The sequence below is a fragment of the Flavobacterium sp. CG_9.10 genome, assembly GCF_015752245.1.
Taxonomy (GTDB): domain Bacteria; phylum Bacteroidota; class Bacteroidia; order Flavobacteriales; family Flavobacteriaceae; genus Flavobacterium.
This window is the reverse complement of sequence record NZ_JADOVD010000002.1, coordinates 201,532-220,439: the sequence shown is the minus strand read 5'-3', so window position 1 is coordinate 220,439 and position 18,908 is coordinate 201,532. Positions and strand designations below refer to the sequence as shown.

Genomic DNA, 18,908 nt, shown 5'->3' with positions numbered 1-18,908 from the left:
TATGTTAATAATTCCTTAACATAAACCATCGAAAAAGTTATAAATTTGCGCATCTTAAAAATTTTAAGAATTTAAAATTAAGCTTTCAACCAACCCAAATAACCAAAACCAATTTTTTAAACGATGAAAAAAATCTACTCTTTTTTATTATTAATGTTCTTTACTGCGAGTATTGCCCAAATCCCAACGGGCTATTATTCAACGGCTACCGGAACCGGGTACGCCTTGAAAACCCAATTATACAACATTATTAAAGGTCATGTTGACAACGGATACGCCGGTTTATATACAACTTACCAAACATCTGATGTTGATAATTTTTATGAAAATGATGGCTCCGTTTTAGATATGTATTCAGAAAAACCTGCTGGAACAGACCCTTATAATTATTCTTTGGGAACAACACAAAGATGCGGAACGTATAGTGTTGAAGGAGATTGCTACAATAGAGAGCACATCATTCCTCAATCCTCTTTTGGATCAGCGGCACCAATGGTTTCCGACGCACATTTTATAACACCTACAGATGGAAAAGTAAACGGTCAACGATCTAATTATCCTCACGGAATGGTTGCGTCTCCAACTTGGACCTCTTTAAACGGAAGTAAGCTTGGAGCAAGTACCACCCCTGGATATACGGGAACTGTTTTTGAACCAATCGATGAATTTAAAGGAGACATTGCCAGAATGTATTTTTATTTTGCAACGCGTTATGAAACAACCGTTTCAGGATATACTTTTGCTATGTTCAACGGTACAAGCAATCAAGTTTTTACAACCGCTTTTTTAAACATGCTTTTGGCTTGGAATGCTCAAGATCCAGTAAATGCGAGAGAAATTGCTCGTAATAATGCTATTTATGGCACTCAAAACAATAGAAATCCTTACATAGATCATCCTGAATATGTACAAGCGGTTTGGAATCCAACAGCTGATTCTCAAGCGCCAACTGCGCCAACAAGTTTAGCAGTAACTGGAACAACAACGAGTACAGTTTCATTAAGCTGGTTAGCTTCTACCGATAATGTAGCAGTAACTGGATATAATGTATATATGAATAACGTTTTAAAAACAACGGTAACTGGATTATCAACAACAATAACAGGACTTACCGCTTCAACAGCGTATTCATTCTATGTAACTGCCAAAGATGCTGCCGCGAATTCTTCTACAGCCAGTAATACAGTTAGCGGAACAACCTCTAGTACTAGTGACACGCAAGCTCCTACTGCTCCAACTTCATTACTAGCCTCAGGAACTACTAGTTCATCAACAAATTTAAGTTGGACTGCCTCTACTGATAATACTGGCGTTACCGGGTATGATGTTTATCAAGGAACAACATTAAAAGCAACAGTAACAGGTACAACTTACGCGGTAACCGGCCTAACAGCTGCCACAGCCTATTCTTTTTCAGTAAAAGCAAAAGATGCTGCTGGAAATGTTTCTGCTTCCAGTAATGTAGCTAATGCTACTACTTCAACGGCTTCCATATCGTATTGTGCTTCTGCAGGGACTAGTACCGCAGATGAAAAAATCAGCAAAGTTGTTTTTGGGTCTATAAATAACACATCGACAGGAACAGCAGGTTATGAAAATTTCACTTCATTATCTACAAATACTGCACGTGGAACCTCTTATACAATTACTATTACCCCTATTTGGACAAGTACGGTTTATAGCGAAGGATATTCAGTTTGGATTGATTACAACCAAAATGGTGTGTTTACGGATGCTGGTGAGCAAGTTTGGACAAAAGCTATTTCGACAACAACTCCGGTTTCTGGCACTTTCATCATACCTGCAACCGCTACTTTAGGAACAACTAGAATGAGAGTTTCAATGAAATACAATGCAATTCCAACAGCATGTGAAGCAATTCCTTATGGACAAGTAGAAGAATATTCTGTAAATATTCTTGCTGCCACTACTGACGCGACGGCTCCAACTGCTCCAACTTCTTTGACAGCTTCTGGAACTACTGCTACAACTACCAATTTATCTTGGACCGCTTCAACTGATAATGTGGGCGTTACTGCCTATAATGTGTACCAAGGTGCAACTTTGAAAGCTACTGTAACTACTACAACTTATGCTGTAAGTGGATTAACAGCTTCAACTGCCTATACTTTTTCTGTGAAAGCCAAAGATGCAGCCGGAAATGTTTCTGTTTCAAGCAATGTAGTTAATGTTACTACTATTGCCGGTAGTTCAACCGCTACTGACTTATTATTCTCTGAATACATTGAAGGTTCTTCCAATAATAAAGCTTTGGAAATTTCAAATGCAACAGGAAGTGCCGTAAATATGTCACTTTACAGCATTAAAAAACAAGCAAATGGCGCCGGTGCTTGGAGCACAGGATTGACCTTGACTGGAACTTTAAATAATGGAAGTAAATTTACGATTGTAAACAGTTTGATTGCTTTAAGTTGTTATTCTACAAGCACAGCAAACCTTTCTACATCAGCTGCTGAAATGGCTTTTAATGGGAATGATGCTGTAGGTTTATTTAAAAACGGAGTGTTAATCGATATCATAGGAACTTTTAATGGAGGAACGGCTAACTTTGCAATAGATATAACTTTAAGAAGAAAATCGACTGTAACTTCTCCAACCACAACATTCAATATTGCTACGCAATGGGATTCCTATGCCATGGATACTTGCACTAATTTAGGAAGCCGCATTGCTGAAAAACCGGCTAAAACGGCATTAAGTGGAGATTCGAACGACTTTAAAATGTATCCAAATCCTTCTAATGGTAACTTTTATATAGAAAATTCAAACAAGGCCTTTTCTATTGAAATCTATAACATTGTTGGACAAAAGGTTTATGAAAGAAAGAATACAACTGGCTCAACCTTAACTGTAACTAACCTTAACAAAGGAGTCTATTTAGTAAAAATCACTGATGATTCTAAATCTTTGATTAAGAAACTGATAATTAATTAGTTATTATTAATGAATCAAAAATTAAAAAGCGGCAATATTGCCGCTTTTTTTTATTAGAAATTTTAATCTTAATTGACTAAATTTGCACCGCAATACAACAAACTATACAACAATGATCCATTTCTTTGAAAACCAAAGCAAAACTGTTTTTGCAGTACAAACGCAAAACGAAATTTCAGCTCAAGACATTTCAAAATTAAACTGGCTTTTTGCCGACTCAAATAAAATCGAAAAATCCGTACTGACGGATTTTTTTGTTGGTCCTCGTGCCGCAATGGTAACTCCTTGGAGCACCAATGCCGTCGAAATAACCCAAAATATGGCGATTTCTGGAATCATAAGAATCGAAGAATTTCATTATGCTACGGCTGACGCTGAAGATTTTGACCCAATGCTTTCTCAAAAATATTCCGAGTTGAATCAAGCTATTTTTACCATCGATATAGCGCCAGAAGCAATTTTGGATATTGATGATATTGCAGCATACAACAAAAAAGAAGGATTGTCTTTAAGTTCGGAAGAAGTAGAATACTTAAATGATTTAGCAATCAAATTAGGTAGAAAACTAACCGATTCTGAAATTTTTGGTTTCTCTCAAGCCAATTCAGAACACTGTCGTCACAAGATTTTTAATGGGAAATTTGTTATAGATGGTGTGGAAAAAGAATCTTCTTTATTCAAAATGATTAAGAAAACATCGTTAGAAAATCCTAATGATATCGTTTCAGCATATAAAGATAATGTAGCTTTTGTAAAAGGACCTCGTGTAGAGCAATTTGCTCCTAAAAGCGCCGATAAACCTGATTTTTATCAAGTTACCGAATTTGATTCGGTTATTTCCTTAAAAGCAGAAACCCATAATTTCCCAACCACGGTAGAGCCTTTCAACGGAGCTGCAACCGGTTCAGGTGGAGAAATCCGTGATCGTTTGGCGGGTGGACAAGGTTCATTGCCTATGGCAGGAACGGCAGTTTATATGACTTCGTACTCTCGTCTAGAAGAAAACAGACCTTGGGAAAACGGAATGACCGAGAGAAAATGGTTGTACCAGACTCCAATGGATATTTTAATCAAAGCCTCTAACGGAGCTTCTGATTTTGGAAACAAATTCGGACAACCGCTTATTACAGGTTCTATTCTGACTTTCGAACATGAAGAAGACGCTCGCAAATTAGGTTTCGATAAGGTGATTATGCAAGCGGGCGGAATTGGTTACGGAAAATTAGATCAAGCCATCAAAAAAACACCACAAACAGGAGATAAAATCGTTATTCTGGGTGGAGAAAATTATAGAATCGGAATGGGTGGAGCTGCGGTTTCTTCTGCAGATACAGGCGCTTTTAGTTCCGGTATCGAATTAAACGCAATACAACGTTCGAACCCAGAAATGCAAAAAAGAGTTGCTAACGCCATACGTGGATTGGTTGAAAGCAATGAAAACCCAATCGTTTCCATTCACGATCACGGTGCTGGAGGACATTTAAACTGTCTGTCAGAATTAGTAGAAGATACTGGTGGTTTAATTGATTTGGACAAATTACCTGTGGGCGATCCTACACTTTCTGCAAAAGAAATCATCGGTAATGAATCTCAAGAAAGAATGGGATTAGTTATTGGTCAGAAAGATATTGACACCTTACAAAAAATTGCCGATAGAGAACGCGCTCCTATGTACCAAGTAGGTGACGTGACCGGAGATCATCGTTTTACTTTCGAATCAAAGACTACAGGTGCTAAACCAATGGATTTTGCTTTGGAAGACTTTTTTGGAAGTTCCCCAAAAGTAGTTATGACAGATACAACTATCGACCGAAAATATGCCGATTTAGAGTATTCACAAGATAAAATTGCGACTTATTTAGAACAAGTACTTCAACTAGAAGCAGTCGCCTGTAAAGACTGGCTAACAAATAAAGTAGACCGTTGTGTGGGTGGTAAAGTAGCCAAACAACAAACTACAGGACCTTTGCAATTGCCGTTGAATAACTGTGGTGTAATGGCTTTGGATTATAACGGAAAAGAAGGGATTGCCACTTCTATCGGGCATTCGCCTGTAGCCGCTTTGCTTGATCCTGTTGCAGGAAGCAGAACCGCTATTGCTGAGGCTTTATCGAATATTGTTTGGGCTCCAATTAAAAATGGTTTAGACGGAATTTCACTTTCGGCAAACTGGATGTGGGCGTGTAAAAACGAAGGAGAAGATGCTCGTTTGTATGCCGCTGTAGAAAGTTGTTCAAATTTTGCAATTGAATTGGGGATCAATATTCCAACGGGAAAAGATTCGCTTTCGATGAAACAAAAATATCCAAACGAAGAAGTAATTGCTCCGGGTACAGTAATTATTACGGCTGGCGGTAACTGTACTGATATTAGAAAAGTAGTAGAACCTGTTTTACAAAAAGATGGCGGTTCTATTTATTACATCAATTTGTCGCAAGACGAATATAAATTAGGAGGTTCCTCGTTTGCGCAAGTTCTGAACACAATTGGAACAGAAACGCCAACGATAAAAGATGCCGCTTTCTTCAAAAATGCGTTCAATACCATTCAGGAATTAATCTTGGAAGACAATATTCTTGCAGGACACGATATCGGAAGTGGTGGTTTGATCACAACTTTATTGGAAATGTGTTTTGCTGATGTGAATTTGGGAGCAAAAATAGATTTCTCTCCCGAAGCTTCGGGATTCGAAGAAAAAGACATTATCAAATATCTTTTTGCTGAAAATATCGGGATTGTTTTCCAAGCAAAATCAGATGCTGAAGTAGAATCTAAATTAGATGCAAATAAAGTTACGTTCTACAAACTTGGAAAAGTGGTCGAAAACGGAACTTTAGACCTTGGACATTTGACTTTTGACATACCTACATACAGAGACATTTGGTTTAAAACTTCGTTTTTATTAGACCAAAAGCAATCGAAGAACGGAATGGCTCAGGCGCGTTTTGACAATTATAAAAACCAACCATTAAACTATACTTTTCCAACACATTTTACAGGAAAAAAACCAGTAATCGACAATTCTAAACCACGTCCAAAAGCGGCTATTATCCGTGAAAAAGGAAGTAATTCCGAGCGTGAAATGGCAAATGCGATGTACTTAGCTGGTTTTGATGTCAAAGATGTTCACATGACCGATTTGATTTCTGGTCGTGAGACTTTAGAAGACATTCAGTTTATTGGCGCTGTGGGTGGATTCTCTAATTCGGATGTATTAGGTTCTGCCAAAGGTTGGGCGGGAGCATTTTTATACAACGAAAAAGCAAAAACCGCTTTGGATAATTTCTTCAAACGTGAAGATACCTTGTCGGTAGGGATTTGTAACGGTTGCCAGTTGTTTGTAGAATTGGGTTTAATCCATTCAGAGCATGAAGAAATGCCAAAAATGCTGCACAACGACAGTAATAAACACGAAAGTATTTTTACCTCTGTAAAAGTACAGGATAACAAATCGGTGATGCTATCTAGCTTGGCTGGAGCCACACTTGGAGTTTGGGTTTCGCATGGAGAAGGAAAATTTGAATTGCCTTTGGGCGAAGAAAATTACAACATCGTTGCCAAATACGGCTACGAAGGTTATCCTGCTAATCCAAACGGTTCTCATTATGATGTAGCAATGCTTTGCGACACCACAGGACGCCATTTAGTTATGATGCCGCACATTGAGCGTTCCACGTTCCAATGGAACTGGGCACATTACCCAAAAGATAGAAACGATGAAGTTTCGCCTTGGCATGAAGCCTTTGTAAATGCCAAAAAATGGATTGATAAAATCTAATTCTTTGTTTTAATATATGCAAAGCGTTCTCGAAAGGGAGCGCTTTTTTTGTGGGATAATATTTATATCTTTAATGCTAAATAAAAATACCCCTTTTAAAAATAGGAAACGCAATAGATTAAAAGGATATGATTACGCAAAGGAAAATTTGTATTTTGTTACGATATGCGTTCAGGATAGAAATTGTTGTTTTGGATCGATCGTAGGGACAGGTCGCGACCTGTCCCTACTCTTTATAAAACTACACCGTTAATGTATCAACAATAGCAGAAACTGGGCGTATTGCCCTCGTGTTTTCAATTGTTGGTCCGGCAACCCAAACCGTTTTATAGGTAACCTCAGTAGCTGCTTTAGTAACTGCATTAGATCCCAACACATATCGAATCATTTTCACCCACTTTTTCAAGCTTTTATTTTTATTTAAAGTGCTTTCTAACCACGTTTGTTTTGTTCCTACTTTTTGAATGTAAGGCGTGTTAATAACCGTACAAGGCGTCCCCGAAATTTTCTCAGTCAAAACAATATCTTTTGCACCATAATCAACACAGGCTTGCTTGTATTCCTCTGAAACGCCAGACTCATGTGAGGCTATAAAAGGACTACCCACAGACACCCCTACCGCACCATAACTCAACATTTTATCTAAATCTGATTTAGTACTAACACCACCAGCGGAAATAACTGGTAATCCCGTATTTAAATTTAACTCTTTAATTAATTCTTCTGGAGCATAATTCCCTCTATGTCCACCAGCCAGTTTGTTAACTGCAATTACGGCATCAGCACCTAAACTTTCCACTTTTTTGGCAAAAGCCAAGTCAGTAACATCACAAAAAACTTTAATCCCCACTTTATGAGCTGCCTTTATGGTTTCTTCCGGTGAACCTAAGGAAGTGATTATAAAATCGACTTTTTCTTCGCACAAAACGGCTAATTGATCTTTGTATTTGATATTTGATTTATTCACAATCAAATTATAACCAAAACTACCACCTACAACTTTAGCTGCTCTAAGTTCAATAATTGAAGCGCGCAGTTCCTCTAATGTGCGGTAATTTAAGGCAGGAATACAACCCGCCACACCCGATTTCATTCCTTCAATTACCATTTTAGTATTCGATACTAGAAACATTGGAGCCATTATTAGCGGTTGACTAATTTTTAAAATGGAAGTTAAGCTGGGCTTTGTCATTTTTTAAGGTTTTAATGGAACCAAATATAACTAAATATACTATGCATGCCTAGTATTTATAAAGTAAAAGAAAATGTAGCATTCAAATAAGAAATGGAAAGTTTGTAAATAATTTTTTAGCGTGGACTCGGTTCGCAAGTTCCTATTGACTTTGCTTCAAGTCAATAAAATTCCGTCGAATTATATTTCCTTTTTGCTGGCGATGGGCAATAATAAATACTACAGTAGGTAAAATCCTTAAACAAAGAGTATTTTTGTAGCGTGAAGAAATCAGTCTCAATTATTGGTGGAGGACCTGCAGCACTTTTACTTGCCGCATTTCTCGACCCTCAGAAATTTAATGTTACCATTTACGAGAAAAACAAAACGCTGGGAAGAAAATTTCTTGTGGCTGGAAAAGGCGGCTTTAACTTAACACATTCGGAACCCATTGCGCAACTTGTTGAGCGATATACGCCATCGCATTTTTTGCAAGAAGCGCTACTCGATTTTGATAACCATGATTTTCAAAAATGGATTGATACTATGGGTATCCCAACATACATCGGTAGTAGTAAACGCATATATCCTGAAATCGGAATTAAACCTATCGAAGTGCTTAACGCTATTTTAGATGTGCTTAGAAAACGAGGTGTTACCATTCAGTATCAACATACTTGGACAGGATGGGACAGTGACCATAATCTTGTCTTCAATGATGCCATTGAAGTTCAATCTGACTATACTGTTTTCGCCTTGGGCGGAGGTAGCTGGAAAGTAACAGGCTCTGATGGGACATGGCTCGAACTATTCAAAACACAAGGGATAGAAGTTATTCCTTTTAAAGCCTCCAATTGCGCTTACGGGGTAAACTGGAATCCTGATTTCATTGACTTATATGAAGGAAATCCGCTTAAAAATATAGCAGTTAGCTGTGGCGATAAAAGTCAAAAAGGCGAAGTAGTGCTTACACGTTTTGGTTTAGAAGGAAATGCCATTTATGCAATCAGCCCGCAAATTCGGGAAGAACTTAATGACAAGCAAAATGCTACTATCTTCTTAGATTTAAAAACAACATTAAGCTATGATGATTTGCTTCATAAGCTCAAAAAATCAACCTTAAAAAAAACGAGCGAAAAATTACAAAAAGAGCTTAAAATGAGTCCGGCACAAATTGGACTTTTGAAAATATACCTTTCAAAAGAAACCTATCTTAATTCGGAACTTTTGGCACAAAACATCAAAAAACTCCCAATTGAAATAATGGGTTTTGCCCTATTAGACGAAGCCATATCCACCACTGGAGGAGTTAACTTGAATGCCTTAGATGAAAATTTTGAATTGAAAATGTTGAAGAATCATTTTTGTATTGGAGAAATGATCGATTTGGATGCACCCACGGGCGGCTATCTTCTTCAATCTTGCTTTAGCATGGGCGTTTATCTTGCGCGTCACCTGAATTCGATCCCTTAATTTTTAAAATGATTGGCGAAACGAGGTATTTGATTAGCTTTGGATAAAATAAAAAATTCTATTTAGTAACATCATTATTCAATACTAATTAACGGGTATCAAGCTCGTGTACCGATTCGTTGGTCATAGACGGAAGGTTGGGAAACCTCTATGTACTTGATGCCATTTTGCCAACCTATCAAATTAGCTGTAATATTACTAAACAGAATTTATATATTACAAAGATAAGTAGAACCTACAGCTTGAATTTTATATAATTTTTTGATTATTTTGCAAGATTTACAGTTTATGGTATTTATTGTAAAATCATCACAAAATTCACACTTGTTGGCGTAACAAATCAATTTTTAAAATTCTATAGTAAAGCTATGCAAAAAAGTAATTTTGAACGGATGTTACAACTGGCTGATACTGTTTTTGCCGTCAAAAATGACCCAAGCCAACTTGATGTAGATGACAAGGTAATCGAGCAATTAAAAAGGATACATCCAGAAACAGTTTTAGAATTTGATTTTGGAAATGGTCCTGTGGCGTGGGTTTTACTAATTCCGACGACACTTAATTTAATGCACCAATTTCTTGAAAATAAAATCTCTGAAAAAGAACTATTTGAACTGACGCCTTTGGATACTGCATATGAAGCTTTGTATTTATGCTCCGCGTTAGTCTTAGAAGAATATCGGAGAAAAGGAATTGCAAAGCAACTGACACTGCAGGCAATTGAAAGCATACGCAGCGTTCATCCTTTGAAAGCTTTATTTGTCTGGACATTTAGCAAAGAAGGAGATTTGGGTGCGGAAGCGCTTGCATACTTGACCTCCTTACCTTTATACAAACGACCAAAATAAAAGCAGAAACTAAACATACTAATTAGCCAACAAATGATAATGAAGAATTTGTAATCAAGAGATTTTTATTTCAATTCTGCCAAAAATCAACTTGATTAACACAATAGTTTAAAGGATATTTTATTAGTTTTGTTCCAAGGTCGATGCTATCAATTTGAAATTCTCACCATCAAAACTAAATAATTCCTTAAAATCTTTAAAACATAAATAACCTAAAATGATAAAAACCATTACTCTCCCATTTCTTGCGTTTCTGTTATTTGCAACGCTCTCCAATGCCCAGAACAAAGTCGAAGAAATCACAGCCAAAGATGGACATCATTATATTACTACAGATATAGATTACCCAATAACCGGAACGTATTTATTTGAAGGTGAAACCGAACCCATTGTACAATTAAATCCAGACGGAACAGGAATTTTCCAGTTGAATGATTTGTCAAAAACAGCAATGATTTGGGGTATCGAATGTGATAAAAATGGGGAACCCAAATTTCATAAAGGATTTAATTATGCAGTTTACACACTTTGGTACAAAAACAATGAAGTAATTTCAGAAACTGATGCCGCGAACAATTGGATTAATGTGCATTTTTCCATTCATTTTGAAAAAAAGAAAATGTTTATCTTAGGAGAAAGAAGTAAAGACTACATTGAATAATTGAATTTATCTTTTCTCTTAATTATAAAATCAAAAGCCGAAACAAATTGTTTCGGCTTTTGATTTTATAGAAAATTCCGTTTCATTTACTCATCAATGAATCACTGAAATAGGCCATTTCATCCACAATCATTCCTTCATCATTAAAGGTGTCTATGAATAATATGGGTACAACTACATTTTTCTTATCTGATTTGCGCGTCATTCGCATGTTCCACCAGGATTGCACTACTTTGGAATTTCCCATTTCATAATTTAAATAATCTGGATAACCTACCACATCAATACTTGTTATTTCAAACTCATCCATCATTTTTTTATCGCTATCTTTCATTTGGTCCAAAGTCATACTTTTAGCATCGATGGGCATATTTATATTTCTAAACTGCGCTTTTTTATCATAAAAACTGTATGCTTTTGCAAAATCTTTATTTTCAAATGCACGAATCATCAGCCTGATTTTGTTAATGTAATCATGGTGATTATAGATAGTTCCATTTTTTCGGTCAACAGAACTTTCTCCTATTTCATTATAAATTCCTGAATCGGAATAGGTAGTCATCATTTTGATTTTGTTGTTCTTATCCACGGTAAAAAGTCTGTGAATTGGCATATCTAAGGCAACACCTGTTTTGTTGTGAACTCCTTTTAAGTTATCCCACGTCTGCACCCAAGTCACATCTTTATTGTTCGCATCTTTGTATTCTAAGGCATCAGGATAAGCACCATCGGAACGTTTTATACTCAAGTAATCAATATTACTGTTCCAAAATTTTAATTGATTTATGAAACCCTTTTTATCGATTCCTTTATCCTGTTTATTGGTATTAGATCCATTGAACGATTTGAAATCATCCGTTAAATAACCGGCAACTTTTACAGAGTCACCTTTTACAAATGCCTGTTGCATTGATTCTACCACATTAATTGCCGGATGCTCAACATAAATGGTACCGTTGACTTTTTTTTGCGCGTAAGTGATGAATGTTAAAACCATCATCACAATCAGTAATGCTTTTTTCATTTTAATAATATTTAGTTGGTTAATACTACTATAAATATACTTATTATTTTTTTAACTAACTGAAATTCAGTTATATAAATTTATTAATTATAACAAAAAAGTCATGTGTACTGACTGTCCATTTGTAAAATCAAAATAAGGCATACTAACAGTTCTAGCGACGCAAAAATTGATTGTTTTAGCGAATAAATTAAGAAACGTTTAGCCAATTAAATAATCTTATTTTGAGCTTTTTTTATGAAGTGGCCACGTTTTTTACTTTTCATACAGATATATCTGCATAAATTTAGATGTTATCGTAGCGATTCCAAATGTTCTCTATCAAACTTTGATCTACTATCACAACACTTTTGCTACTTAAAATCAATCCTTTATACCAATTTTTAAGAAAACGATTTCGTTGAGTGGGAAAGCTACTGTTTAATTTTGCTATTTAATTTTTGAAAAATAAAAAATATCGTTAATTTTTATTTAATTTGCGATAAAATTCAATAATCTATAATGATAACTATCTCCCGCCTTTTTGATTTTCCTTATTATCAACAAGAAAAATATACTAACATTCCGGATGCTTTAGTAAGCAAGCAGGACGGTGTTTGGGTAAAAACTTCAACTCAGGAATATATTGCTAAAGCAAATGCGGTTTCCAGGGCACTCTTGAAAATGGGCGTTCAAAAAGACGATAAAATTGCCATTATTTCCACTACTAATAGGACTGAATGGAATATTATGGATATTGGTACTTTACAAACGGGAGCACAAACCGTTCCTATTTACCCAACAATTAGCGAAGAGGATTATGAATACATCCTGAATCATTCAGGTGCGATTTATTGTTTTGTATCGGATGTTGAAGTACTTAGAAAAGTAAATTTGATTCGAAATAAAATTCCAAATCTAAAAGAAGTTTATTCATTCAACGAAATTGACGGCTGCAAAAACTGGAAGGAATTGCTTATTCTTGGCGACGACCAAAGCAATCAAAATGATGTTGAAAATCGAAAAAACAATGTAAAAACAGAAGATTTAGCAACCATAATTTATACTTCGGGAACGACAGGAAGACCAAAAGGCGTTATGCTCTCGCACAAAAATATCGTATCCAATGTTTTAGACAGTGCAAAGAGAATTCCTTTTGAAGCAGGGAAAAGTCGTGCGTTGAGTTTCCTACCTATCTGTCATATTTTCGAAAGAATGATTTTGTACTTATACCAATATTATGGCGTTTCGGTCTATTTTGGAGAATCAATTGATAAAATCAGTGACAACCTTAAAGAAGTAAAACCAACGGTAATTACAGCTGTTCCAAGATTACTTGAAAAAGTATATGATAAAATTTATGCTAAAGGAACTGAGCTAACTGGAATAAAAAGAAATCTTTTCTTTTGGGCTATTGATTTAGGATTGAAATTTGAACCGTATGGAGCCAATGGTTTTTGGTATGAAATGCAACTTAAAGTTGCCCGAAAATTGATTTTCAGTAAATGGAAAGAAGGTCTAGGCGGAAACTTGGATTTAATGGTCTCCGGAAGTGCAGCCTTACAACCCAGATTAGCTAGAGTTTTTGCAGCTGCCGAAATTCCAGTAATGGAAGGATACGGTTTAACCGAAACTTCTCCAGTAATATCTGTAAATGATATGAGAAACAAGGGTTTCAGAGTAGGGACTGTAGGAAAAGTAATTGATAACGTGGAAGTTAAAATTGCAGAAGACGGCGAAATCCTATGTAAAGGACCTAACGTAATGATGGGTTACTTTAAAGATGAAAAATTAACGAGCGAAGTAATAATAGACGGTTATTTCCACACCGGCGATATAGGAATTTTTGACAATGACGGATTCTTGAAAATCACGGACCGTAAGAAGGAAATGTTTAAAACCTCAGGAGGAAAATATATTGCACCGCAACTTATTGAAAACACAATGAAACAATCGCGTTTCATTGAACAAATAATGGTGATTGGTGATGGACAAAAAATGCCTGCAGCCTTCATTCAGCCTAATTTTGATTTCTTGAAAGAATGGGCTGTCATTCACGGAATTGATATTGGGAAAACAAACGAAGAAATTATCTCTAACGAAAAAGTCATCGAACGAATTCAAGGTGAAATCGATACCTTAAATGAAAAATTTGGTAACTGGGAGAAAATTAAACGTTTTGAACTCACACCTGATGTTTGGTCTATCGAAGGCGGACAATTGACTCCAACTTTGAAATTAAAACGAAAAATAGTAATGGAAAAATACATTATTTTATTCAATAAAATCTATAATTAATTGATTTAATACCTGGAATAATTAAGACTATAATAAAAATTTAATAAATCGCATTGCTATGAAAATGAAAATCATAATTTGTTCGTTATTAACTGTTCTTATGTTTTCTAATTGTAAAGAAAAAGAAGAAGTAGATTCACTTAAGGCAAACTATTTAGATTTTTCAAAGCGGGATGATCAGTCTACAGGCGGAATTAAAATGATTCCTATTACTACGCCAAAAGGCACCTTTAAGGTCTGGACAAAAACCGTTGGAAATAATCCAACAATAAAAGTATTACTATTACATGGCGGTCCAGGCGGAACACATGAATTTTTTGAATGCTTTGACGGTTTCTTTCCCAATGAAAGCGTTGAATACATCTACTATGACCAACTAGGCTCTTATTATAGTGATCAGCCCAACGATAATAGCTTATGGACTAATGAACGGTTTGTTGAGGAAGTTGAACAAGTACGCAAAGCATTGAAACTAGACAATTCTAACTTCTACCTGATGGGGCAATCCTGGGGTGGAATTCTAGCAATGGAATATGCGTTAAAATACCAAAAAAATCTAAAAGGATTGATCATTGCCAATATGATGGCAAGTGCTCCGGCGTATAACAAATATGCAGATGAAGTACTCGGGCCACAATTAGACCCAAAAGTATTTGTGCAAATTAAAGAATTTGAAAAAAACAAAGATTACACCAATCCAAAATATACTGAACTACTTTATAAATATTATTATACCGAACATATTTTAAGAATGCCGATCGATAAATGGCCGGAATCTATTAATAGAGCTTTCAAACATATAAATCCAAACGTATATGTTTATATGCAAGGTCCCAGTGAATTTGGAATAACTGGAGATGCTACTTTAAAAAATTGGGATGTTACTGCAAGACTTAAAACTATAACAGTTCCTACACTTGTAATCGGTGCAAAATATGACACCATGGATCCAAAGCATATGGAATGGATATCAAAAGAAGTTAAAAATGGTCGCTTTTTGTACTGTCCAAATGGTAGCCATTGCTCACAATATGATGACCAGGAACATTATTTTCCTGGGGTAATCAAGTTCTTGAAAGACGTGGATAGCGGTAATTTTAAGAAATCATAATCTAAATAATCCATGATTAAACACAAAACTCCTTAATTTTTTAAGGAGTTTTTTTTTATTTTAACAATTCTTAACAAAAAAATAATTGTATTTTATTATGCGTGCATAGTATTTTTTATTATATTTGAAATCGATATAGTTGATAAGTCTAATATATTTGTTAAAACGGAGATTCTTTTTTATTCTTTTACACAATATACTCTTTATATCCCAAATAAAAACAAATATTATCTACATATGAAAGACAAAACAATAGATTATATTTTAAGAGCTACTTGGCAGGCCGTTTCAAGAATGTATAATGAGGAAGCGTCAAAATATGATGCAACGATGGCAACTGGTTTCGCATTGTTGAGTATGGACAAGGAAGATGGAACACCATCAACCGCTTTAGGACCTCGAATGGGTATGGAAGCCACCAGTTTGACTCGTACTTTGAAATCTATGGAGGAAAAAGGATTAATTCTTAAAAAGAAAAATCCAGATGATGGCCGAGGAGTATTGATTTACCTGACTGATTTTGGTAAAGAAAAAAGAGAACTTTCTAAAAATACCGTTTTAAAATTTAACGAAACCATCCGACAACACGTTTCGGAAGACAAACTTAGACATTTCATAGAAGTTGCAGAAACTATAAATGAATTGATTCAAGACAAAAATATATTTAATCACACGAGCGTCAGCGAACTGGCGGAGCAAACTGAAAAAACAGAAAATGACATCGCCATGATTCAAAAAACAATCAATAATTAAGAATGGCGATACCATATTCCAATAAAAAAACAAATATTAACTACGTATGAAACGCACAATTAAAAAAGTTGCAGTAATTGGATCCGGAATTATGGGTTCAGGAATTGCTTGTCATTTTGCTAACATTGGTGTGGAGGTTTTACTTTTGGACATTGTTCCAAGAGAACTTACCGAAGCAGAAGCCAAAAAAGGCCTTACTTTAGAAAGCAAAATTGTAAGAAATCGATTGGTGAATGAGCATTTAGCTAATTCCCTGAAGTCGAAGCCCTCTCCTATTTACAGTCAGAAATTTGCCAGCAGAATCACAACTGGAAATACCACTGATGACATGGCAAAAATTGCTACTGTTGATTGGATTATTGAGGTTGTAGTGGAACGTTTGGACATCAAGAAAATGGTTTTCGAACAAATTGAAAAATTCAGAAAACCGGGAACTTTAGTTACTTCAAATACTTCCGGAATTCCGATTCATTTTATGAGCGAAGGAAGAAGTGACGATTTCCAAAAGCATTTCTGTGGGACACACTTTTTTAACCCTGCGCGTTATTTAAAATTATTCGAAATTATTCCTGGTCCACAAACTTCAACTGAAGTATTGGACTTCCTTACTATATATGGAGAAAAATTCTTGGGAAAAACTTCGGTTGTTGCCAAAGATACTCCTGCATTCATTGGAAATAGAGTTGGGATTTACGGGATTCAGAGTTTGTTTCATTTGGTAAAAGAATTGGGACTTACGATTGAAGAAGTGGATAAGTTGACTGGTCCGGTTATTGGCCGACCAAAATCGGCCACTTTTAGAACCGTTGACGTTGTTGGATTAGATACTTTGGTGCATGTTGCCAATGGTATTTATGAAAATTGTCCTAACGATGAGCAACATGAATTGTTCAAACTACCAGAATTTGTCAATAAAATGATGGAGAACAAATGGTTGGGAAGCAAAACAGGTCAAGGTTTTTACAAAAAAGTAGATAGAGATATTCTTTCTTTAGATTTAGATACTTTAGAATACCGTCCAGCTAAAAAAGCTTCTTTTGCTACTTTGGAACTGACAAAAACGATTGATAAACCAATTGATCGTTTCAAAGTTCTGGTAAAAGGAAAAGACAAAGCAGGCGAATTCTACAGAAAAAGTTTTGCTGGAATGTTTGCTTATGTTTCCAACAGAATTCCTGAAATCTCAGATGAATTATACAAAATTGACGATGCGATGAAAGCTGGTTTCGGTTGGGAAAATGGTCCTTTCGAAATTTGGGATGCAATCGGTGTCGAAAAAGGAATTGAAATTATGAAAGCCGAAGGTTTAGCGCCAGCTGCTTGGGTAAATGATATGTTGGCTTCTGGAAGTACTAGCTTTTATTCTGTAAAAGAAGGAGCAACTTTTTTCTACAATATTCCAACAAAATCACAAACTAAAGTTCCTGGTCAGGATTCCTTTATTATCCTGAACAACATTCGCGAAAGCAAAAAAGTATGGAGTAATAGCGGTGCGATTATACAAGATTTAGGAGACGGAATTTTGAATTTAGAATTCCAATCTAAAATGAATACGATTGGTGGCGATGTTTTACAAGCTATCAATAAAGCGATTGATTTATCTGAAAAAGAATATCAAGGATTAGTTATTGGAAATCAAGCAGCGAATTTCTCTGTGGGTGCCAATATCGGAATGATTTTCATGATGGCAGTCGAACAAGAATATGACGAATTGAATATGGCCATCAAAATGTTCCAAGACACGATGATGCGTGTGCGCTATTCTGGAATTCCTGTTGTGGTTGCGCCACACGGAATGACTTTTGGTGGTGGATGCGAAATGAGTTTGCATGCGGATAAAGTGGTTGCTGCTGCTGAAACCTACATGGGATTAGTAGAATTTGGTGTAGGTGTACTTCCAGGTGGTGGTGGATCGAAAGAAATGGCGTTGAGAGCATCGGATTTATTTCATAAAAATGACGTAGAGTTGAATGTTTTACAAGAATATTTCTTGACAATCGCTATGGCTAAAGTATCTACTTCGGGATACGAAGCTTTTGATACCGGACTTTTACAACAAGGAAAAGATATCATTGTGGTAAACAAAGACCGTCAGATTGCTGAAGCAAAAAAACACGCTTTATTAATGGCGGAAGCCGGTTACACACAACCGATTCGCAGAACTGACGTAAAAGTATTGGGAAAACAAGCTCTTGGAATGTTCTTAGTAGGAACAGACCAAATGGAAGCCGGAAAATACATCTCGGAACACGACAAGAAAATTGCTAATAAACTGGCGTATGTAATGGCTGGTGGGGATTTATCAGAACCAACATTAGTAACGGAACAATATTTATTGGATTTAGAACGAGAAGCATTTTTAAGCTTATGTACAGAACGTAAGACATTAGAAAGAATTCAATTTATGCTTACAAAAGGTAAACCATTAAGGAATTAGAAAAAGAATTAAGTATTTTGTATTAAGAATTAAGATTTTAAACCAGACAATTATGCATCAGTTTGAAAAATTAAAAATTTGGCAAAAAGCAATGGATATTGCTGAAAACGTATACCGTGTTTGCAAAGATTTGCCAATTGATGAAAAATTTAATTTAACACATCAAATTAAAAAATGCGCAGTTTCTATTCCTTCTAATATCGCAGAAGGTTCAGGAAGAAATTCAAATAATGAATTTGTATATTTTCTTGGTGTTGCTAATGGTTCAACTTATGAATTGATAACTCAATTAATGATTTCAAAAAGACTTGAATTAATTTCAGAAGAACAAATAACACCAATTGTAAATGAATTGGTAGAAGTAAGCAATATGAGTTTCGCTCTTCAAAAATCTCTAAAAAGTAAAAATTTATAACGATT

Annotated in this window: 12 protein-coding genes; 10 read left to right on the top strand and 2 right to left on the bottom strand. The window is 35.5% G+C overall.

Annotation, left to right across the window (positions count from 1 at the left end):
• Nucleotides 1–123: 123 nt before the first annotated feature.
• Both IWX84_RS02570 and purL read left to right on the top strand, forming a co-directional pair.
• Nucleotides 124–2,955 (top strand): endonuclease, encoded by a 2,832-nt coding sequence (locus tag IWX84_RS02570; protein WP_196849196.1) that lies wholly within the window; start codon nt 124–126, stop codon nt 2,953–2,955.
• A gap of 112 nt (nt 2,956–3,067) precedes the next feature.
• Nucleotides 3,068–6,733 (top strand): phosphoribosylformylglycinamidine synthase, encoded by a 3,666-nt coding sequence (gene purL / locus IWX84_RS02565; protein WP_196849195.1) that lies wholly within the window; start codon nt 3,068–3,070, stop codon nt 6,731–6,733.
• Between the two features lie 241 nt (nt 6,734–6,974).
• On the opposite strand, the gene IWX84_RS02560 is transcribed toward purL, so the two are convergent.
• Nucleotides 6,975–7,925 (bottom strand): NAD(P)H-dependent flavin oxidoreductase, encoded by a 951-nt coding sequence (locus tag IWX84_RS02560; protein ID WP_196849194.1) that lies wholly within the window; start codon nt 7,923–7,925, stop codon nt 6,975–6,977.
• Between the two features lie 261 nt (nt 7,926–8,186).
• Between IWX84_RS02560 and IWX84_RS02555 the strand changes: the two genes are divergently transcribed.
• The 3 genes from IWX84_RS02555 to IWX84_RS02545 all read left to right on the top strand — a co-directional run bounded on the left by IWX84_RS02555 (nt 8,187) and on the right by IWX84_RS02545 (nt 10,886).
• Nucleotides 8,187–9,377 carry an NAD(P)/FAD-dependent oxidoreductase gene (locus IWX84_RS02555; protein ID WP_196849193.1) on the top strand — a complete coding sequence of 397 codons (1,191 nt, stop codon included), beginning with the start codon at nt 8,187–8,189 and terminating at the stop codon, nt 9,375–9,377.
• A gap of 368 nt (nt 9,378–9,745) precedes the next feature.
• The gene (locus tag IWX84_RS02550) at nt 9,746–10,225 is read left to right on the top strand and encodes a GNAT family N-acetyltransferase (protein ID WP_196849192.1); all 480 of its coding nucleotides are present in this window, start codon (nt 9,746–9,748) and stop codon (nt 10,223–10,225) included.
• 217 nt (nt 10,226–10,442) lie between these two features.
• The gene (locus IWX84_RS02545; RefSeq protein ID WP_196849191.1) at nt 10,443–10,886 is read left to right on the top strand and encodes a hypothetical protein; all 444 of its coding nucleotides are present in this window, start codon (nt 10,443–10,445) and stop codon (nt 10,884–10,886) included.
• 82 nt (nt 10,887–10,968) lie between these two features.
• Here the strand turns inward: IWX84_RS02545 and IWX84_RS02540 are convergent, their stop codons facing one another.
• Nucleotides 10,969–11,910 carry a nuclear transport factor 2 family protein gene (locus tag IWX84_RS02540; RefSeq protein ID WP_196849190.1) on the bottom strand — a complete coding sequence of 314 codons (942 nt, stop codon included), beginning with the start codon at nt 11,908–11,910 and terminating at the stop codon, nt 10,969–10,971.
• Between the two features lie 501 nt (nt 11,911–12,411).
• On the opposite strand from IWX84_RS02540, the gene IWX84_RS02535 reads away from it, so the two are divergent.
• From IWX84_RS02535 to IWX84_RS02515, 5 genes are all read left to right on the top strand, one after another.
• Nucleotides 12,412–14,187, top strand: coding sequence for an AMP-dependent synthetase/ligase (locus tag IWX84_RS02535; protein WP_196849189.1), 1,776 nt, complete (start codon nt 12,412–12,414; stop codon nt 14,185–14,187).
• A 58-nt stretch (nt 14,188–14,245) separates the two neighbouring features.
• Nucleotides 14,246–15,298: a proline iminopeptidase-family hydrolase gene (locus tag IWX84_RS02530; RefSeq protein ID WP_196849188.1), complete on the top strand. Its 1,053-nt coding sequence runs from the start codon at nt 14,246–14,248 to the stop codon at nt 15,296–15,298.
• Nucleotides 15,299–15,535: 237 nt separating this feature from the next.
• The gene (locus IWX84_RS02525) at nt 15,536–16,051 is read left to right on the top strand and encodes a MarR family winged helix-turn-helix transcriptional regulator (RefSeq protein WP_231385388.1); all 516 of its coding nucleotides are present in this window, start codon (nt 15,536–15,538) and stop codon (nt 16,049–16,051) included.
• A gap of 46 nt (nt 16,052–16,097) precedes the next feature.
• Complete coding sequence (locus IWX84_RS02520) at nt 16,098–18,488, top strand: 3-hydroxyacyl-CoA dehydrogenase/enoyl-CoA hydratase family protein (protein ID WP_196849187.1); 2,391 nt, start codon at nt 16,098–16,100, stop codon at nt 18,486–18,488.
• Between the two features lie 52 nt (nt 18,489–18,540).
• The gene (locus IWX84_RS02515; protein ID WP_196849186.1) at nt 18,541–18,903 is read left to right on the top strand and encodes a four helix bundle protein; all 363 of its coding nucleotides are present in this window, start codon (nt 18,541–18,543) and stop codon (nt 18,901–18,903) included.
• Nucleotides 18,904–18,908: the final 5 nt, after the last annotated feature.

What these genes read in the sequence shown, in the direction of transcription:
- IWX84_RS02570 (WP_196849196.1), top strand. Translation starts at nt 124, where the DNA reads ATGAAAAAAATCTACTCTTTTTTATTATTAATGTTCTTTACTGCGAGT.
- purL (WP_196849195.1), top strand. Translation starts at nt 3,068, where the DNA reads ATGATCCATTTCTTTGAAAACCAAAGCAAAACTGTTTTTGCAGTACAA.
- IWX84_RS02560 (WP_196849194.1), bottom strand. Translation starts at nt 7,925, where the DNA reads ATGACAAAGCCCAGCTTAACTTCCATTTTAAAAATTAGTCAACCGCTA.
- IWX84_RS02550 (WP_196849192.1), top strand. Translation starts at nt 9,746, where the DNA reads ATGCAAAAAAGTAATTTTGAACGGATGTTACAACTGGCTGATACTGTT.
- IWX84_RS02545 (WP_196849191.1), top strand. Translation starts at nt 10,443, where the DNA reads ATGATAAAAACCATTACTCTCCCATTTCTTGCGTTTCTGTTATTTGCA.
- IWX84_RS02540 (WP_196849190.1), bottom strand. Translation starts at nt 11,910, where the DNA reads ATGAAAAAAGCATTACTGATTGTGATGATGGTTTTAACATTCATCACT.
- IWX84_RS02535 (WP_196849189.1), top strand. Translation starts at nt 12,412, where the DNA reads ATGATAACTATCTCCCGCCTTTTTGATTTTCCTTATTATCAACAAGAA.
- IWX84_RS02530 (WP_196849188.1), top strand. Translation starts at nt 14,246, where the DNA reads ATGAAAATGAAAATCATAATTTGTTCGTTATTAACTGTTCTTATGTTT.
- IWX84_RS02525 (WP_231385388.1), top strand. Translation starts at nt 15,536, where the DNA reads ATGAAAGACAAAACAATAGATTATATTTTAAGAGCTACTTGGCAGGCC.
- IWX84_RS02520 (WP_196849187.1), top strand. Translation starts at nt 16,098, where the DNA reads ATGAAACGCACAATTAAAAAAGTTGCAGTAATTGGATCCGGAATTATG.
- IWX84_RS02515 (WP_196849186.1), top strand. Translation starts at nt 18,541, where the DNA reads ATGCATCAGTTTGAAAAATTAAAAATTTGGCAAAAAGCAATGGATATT.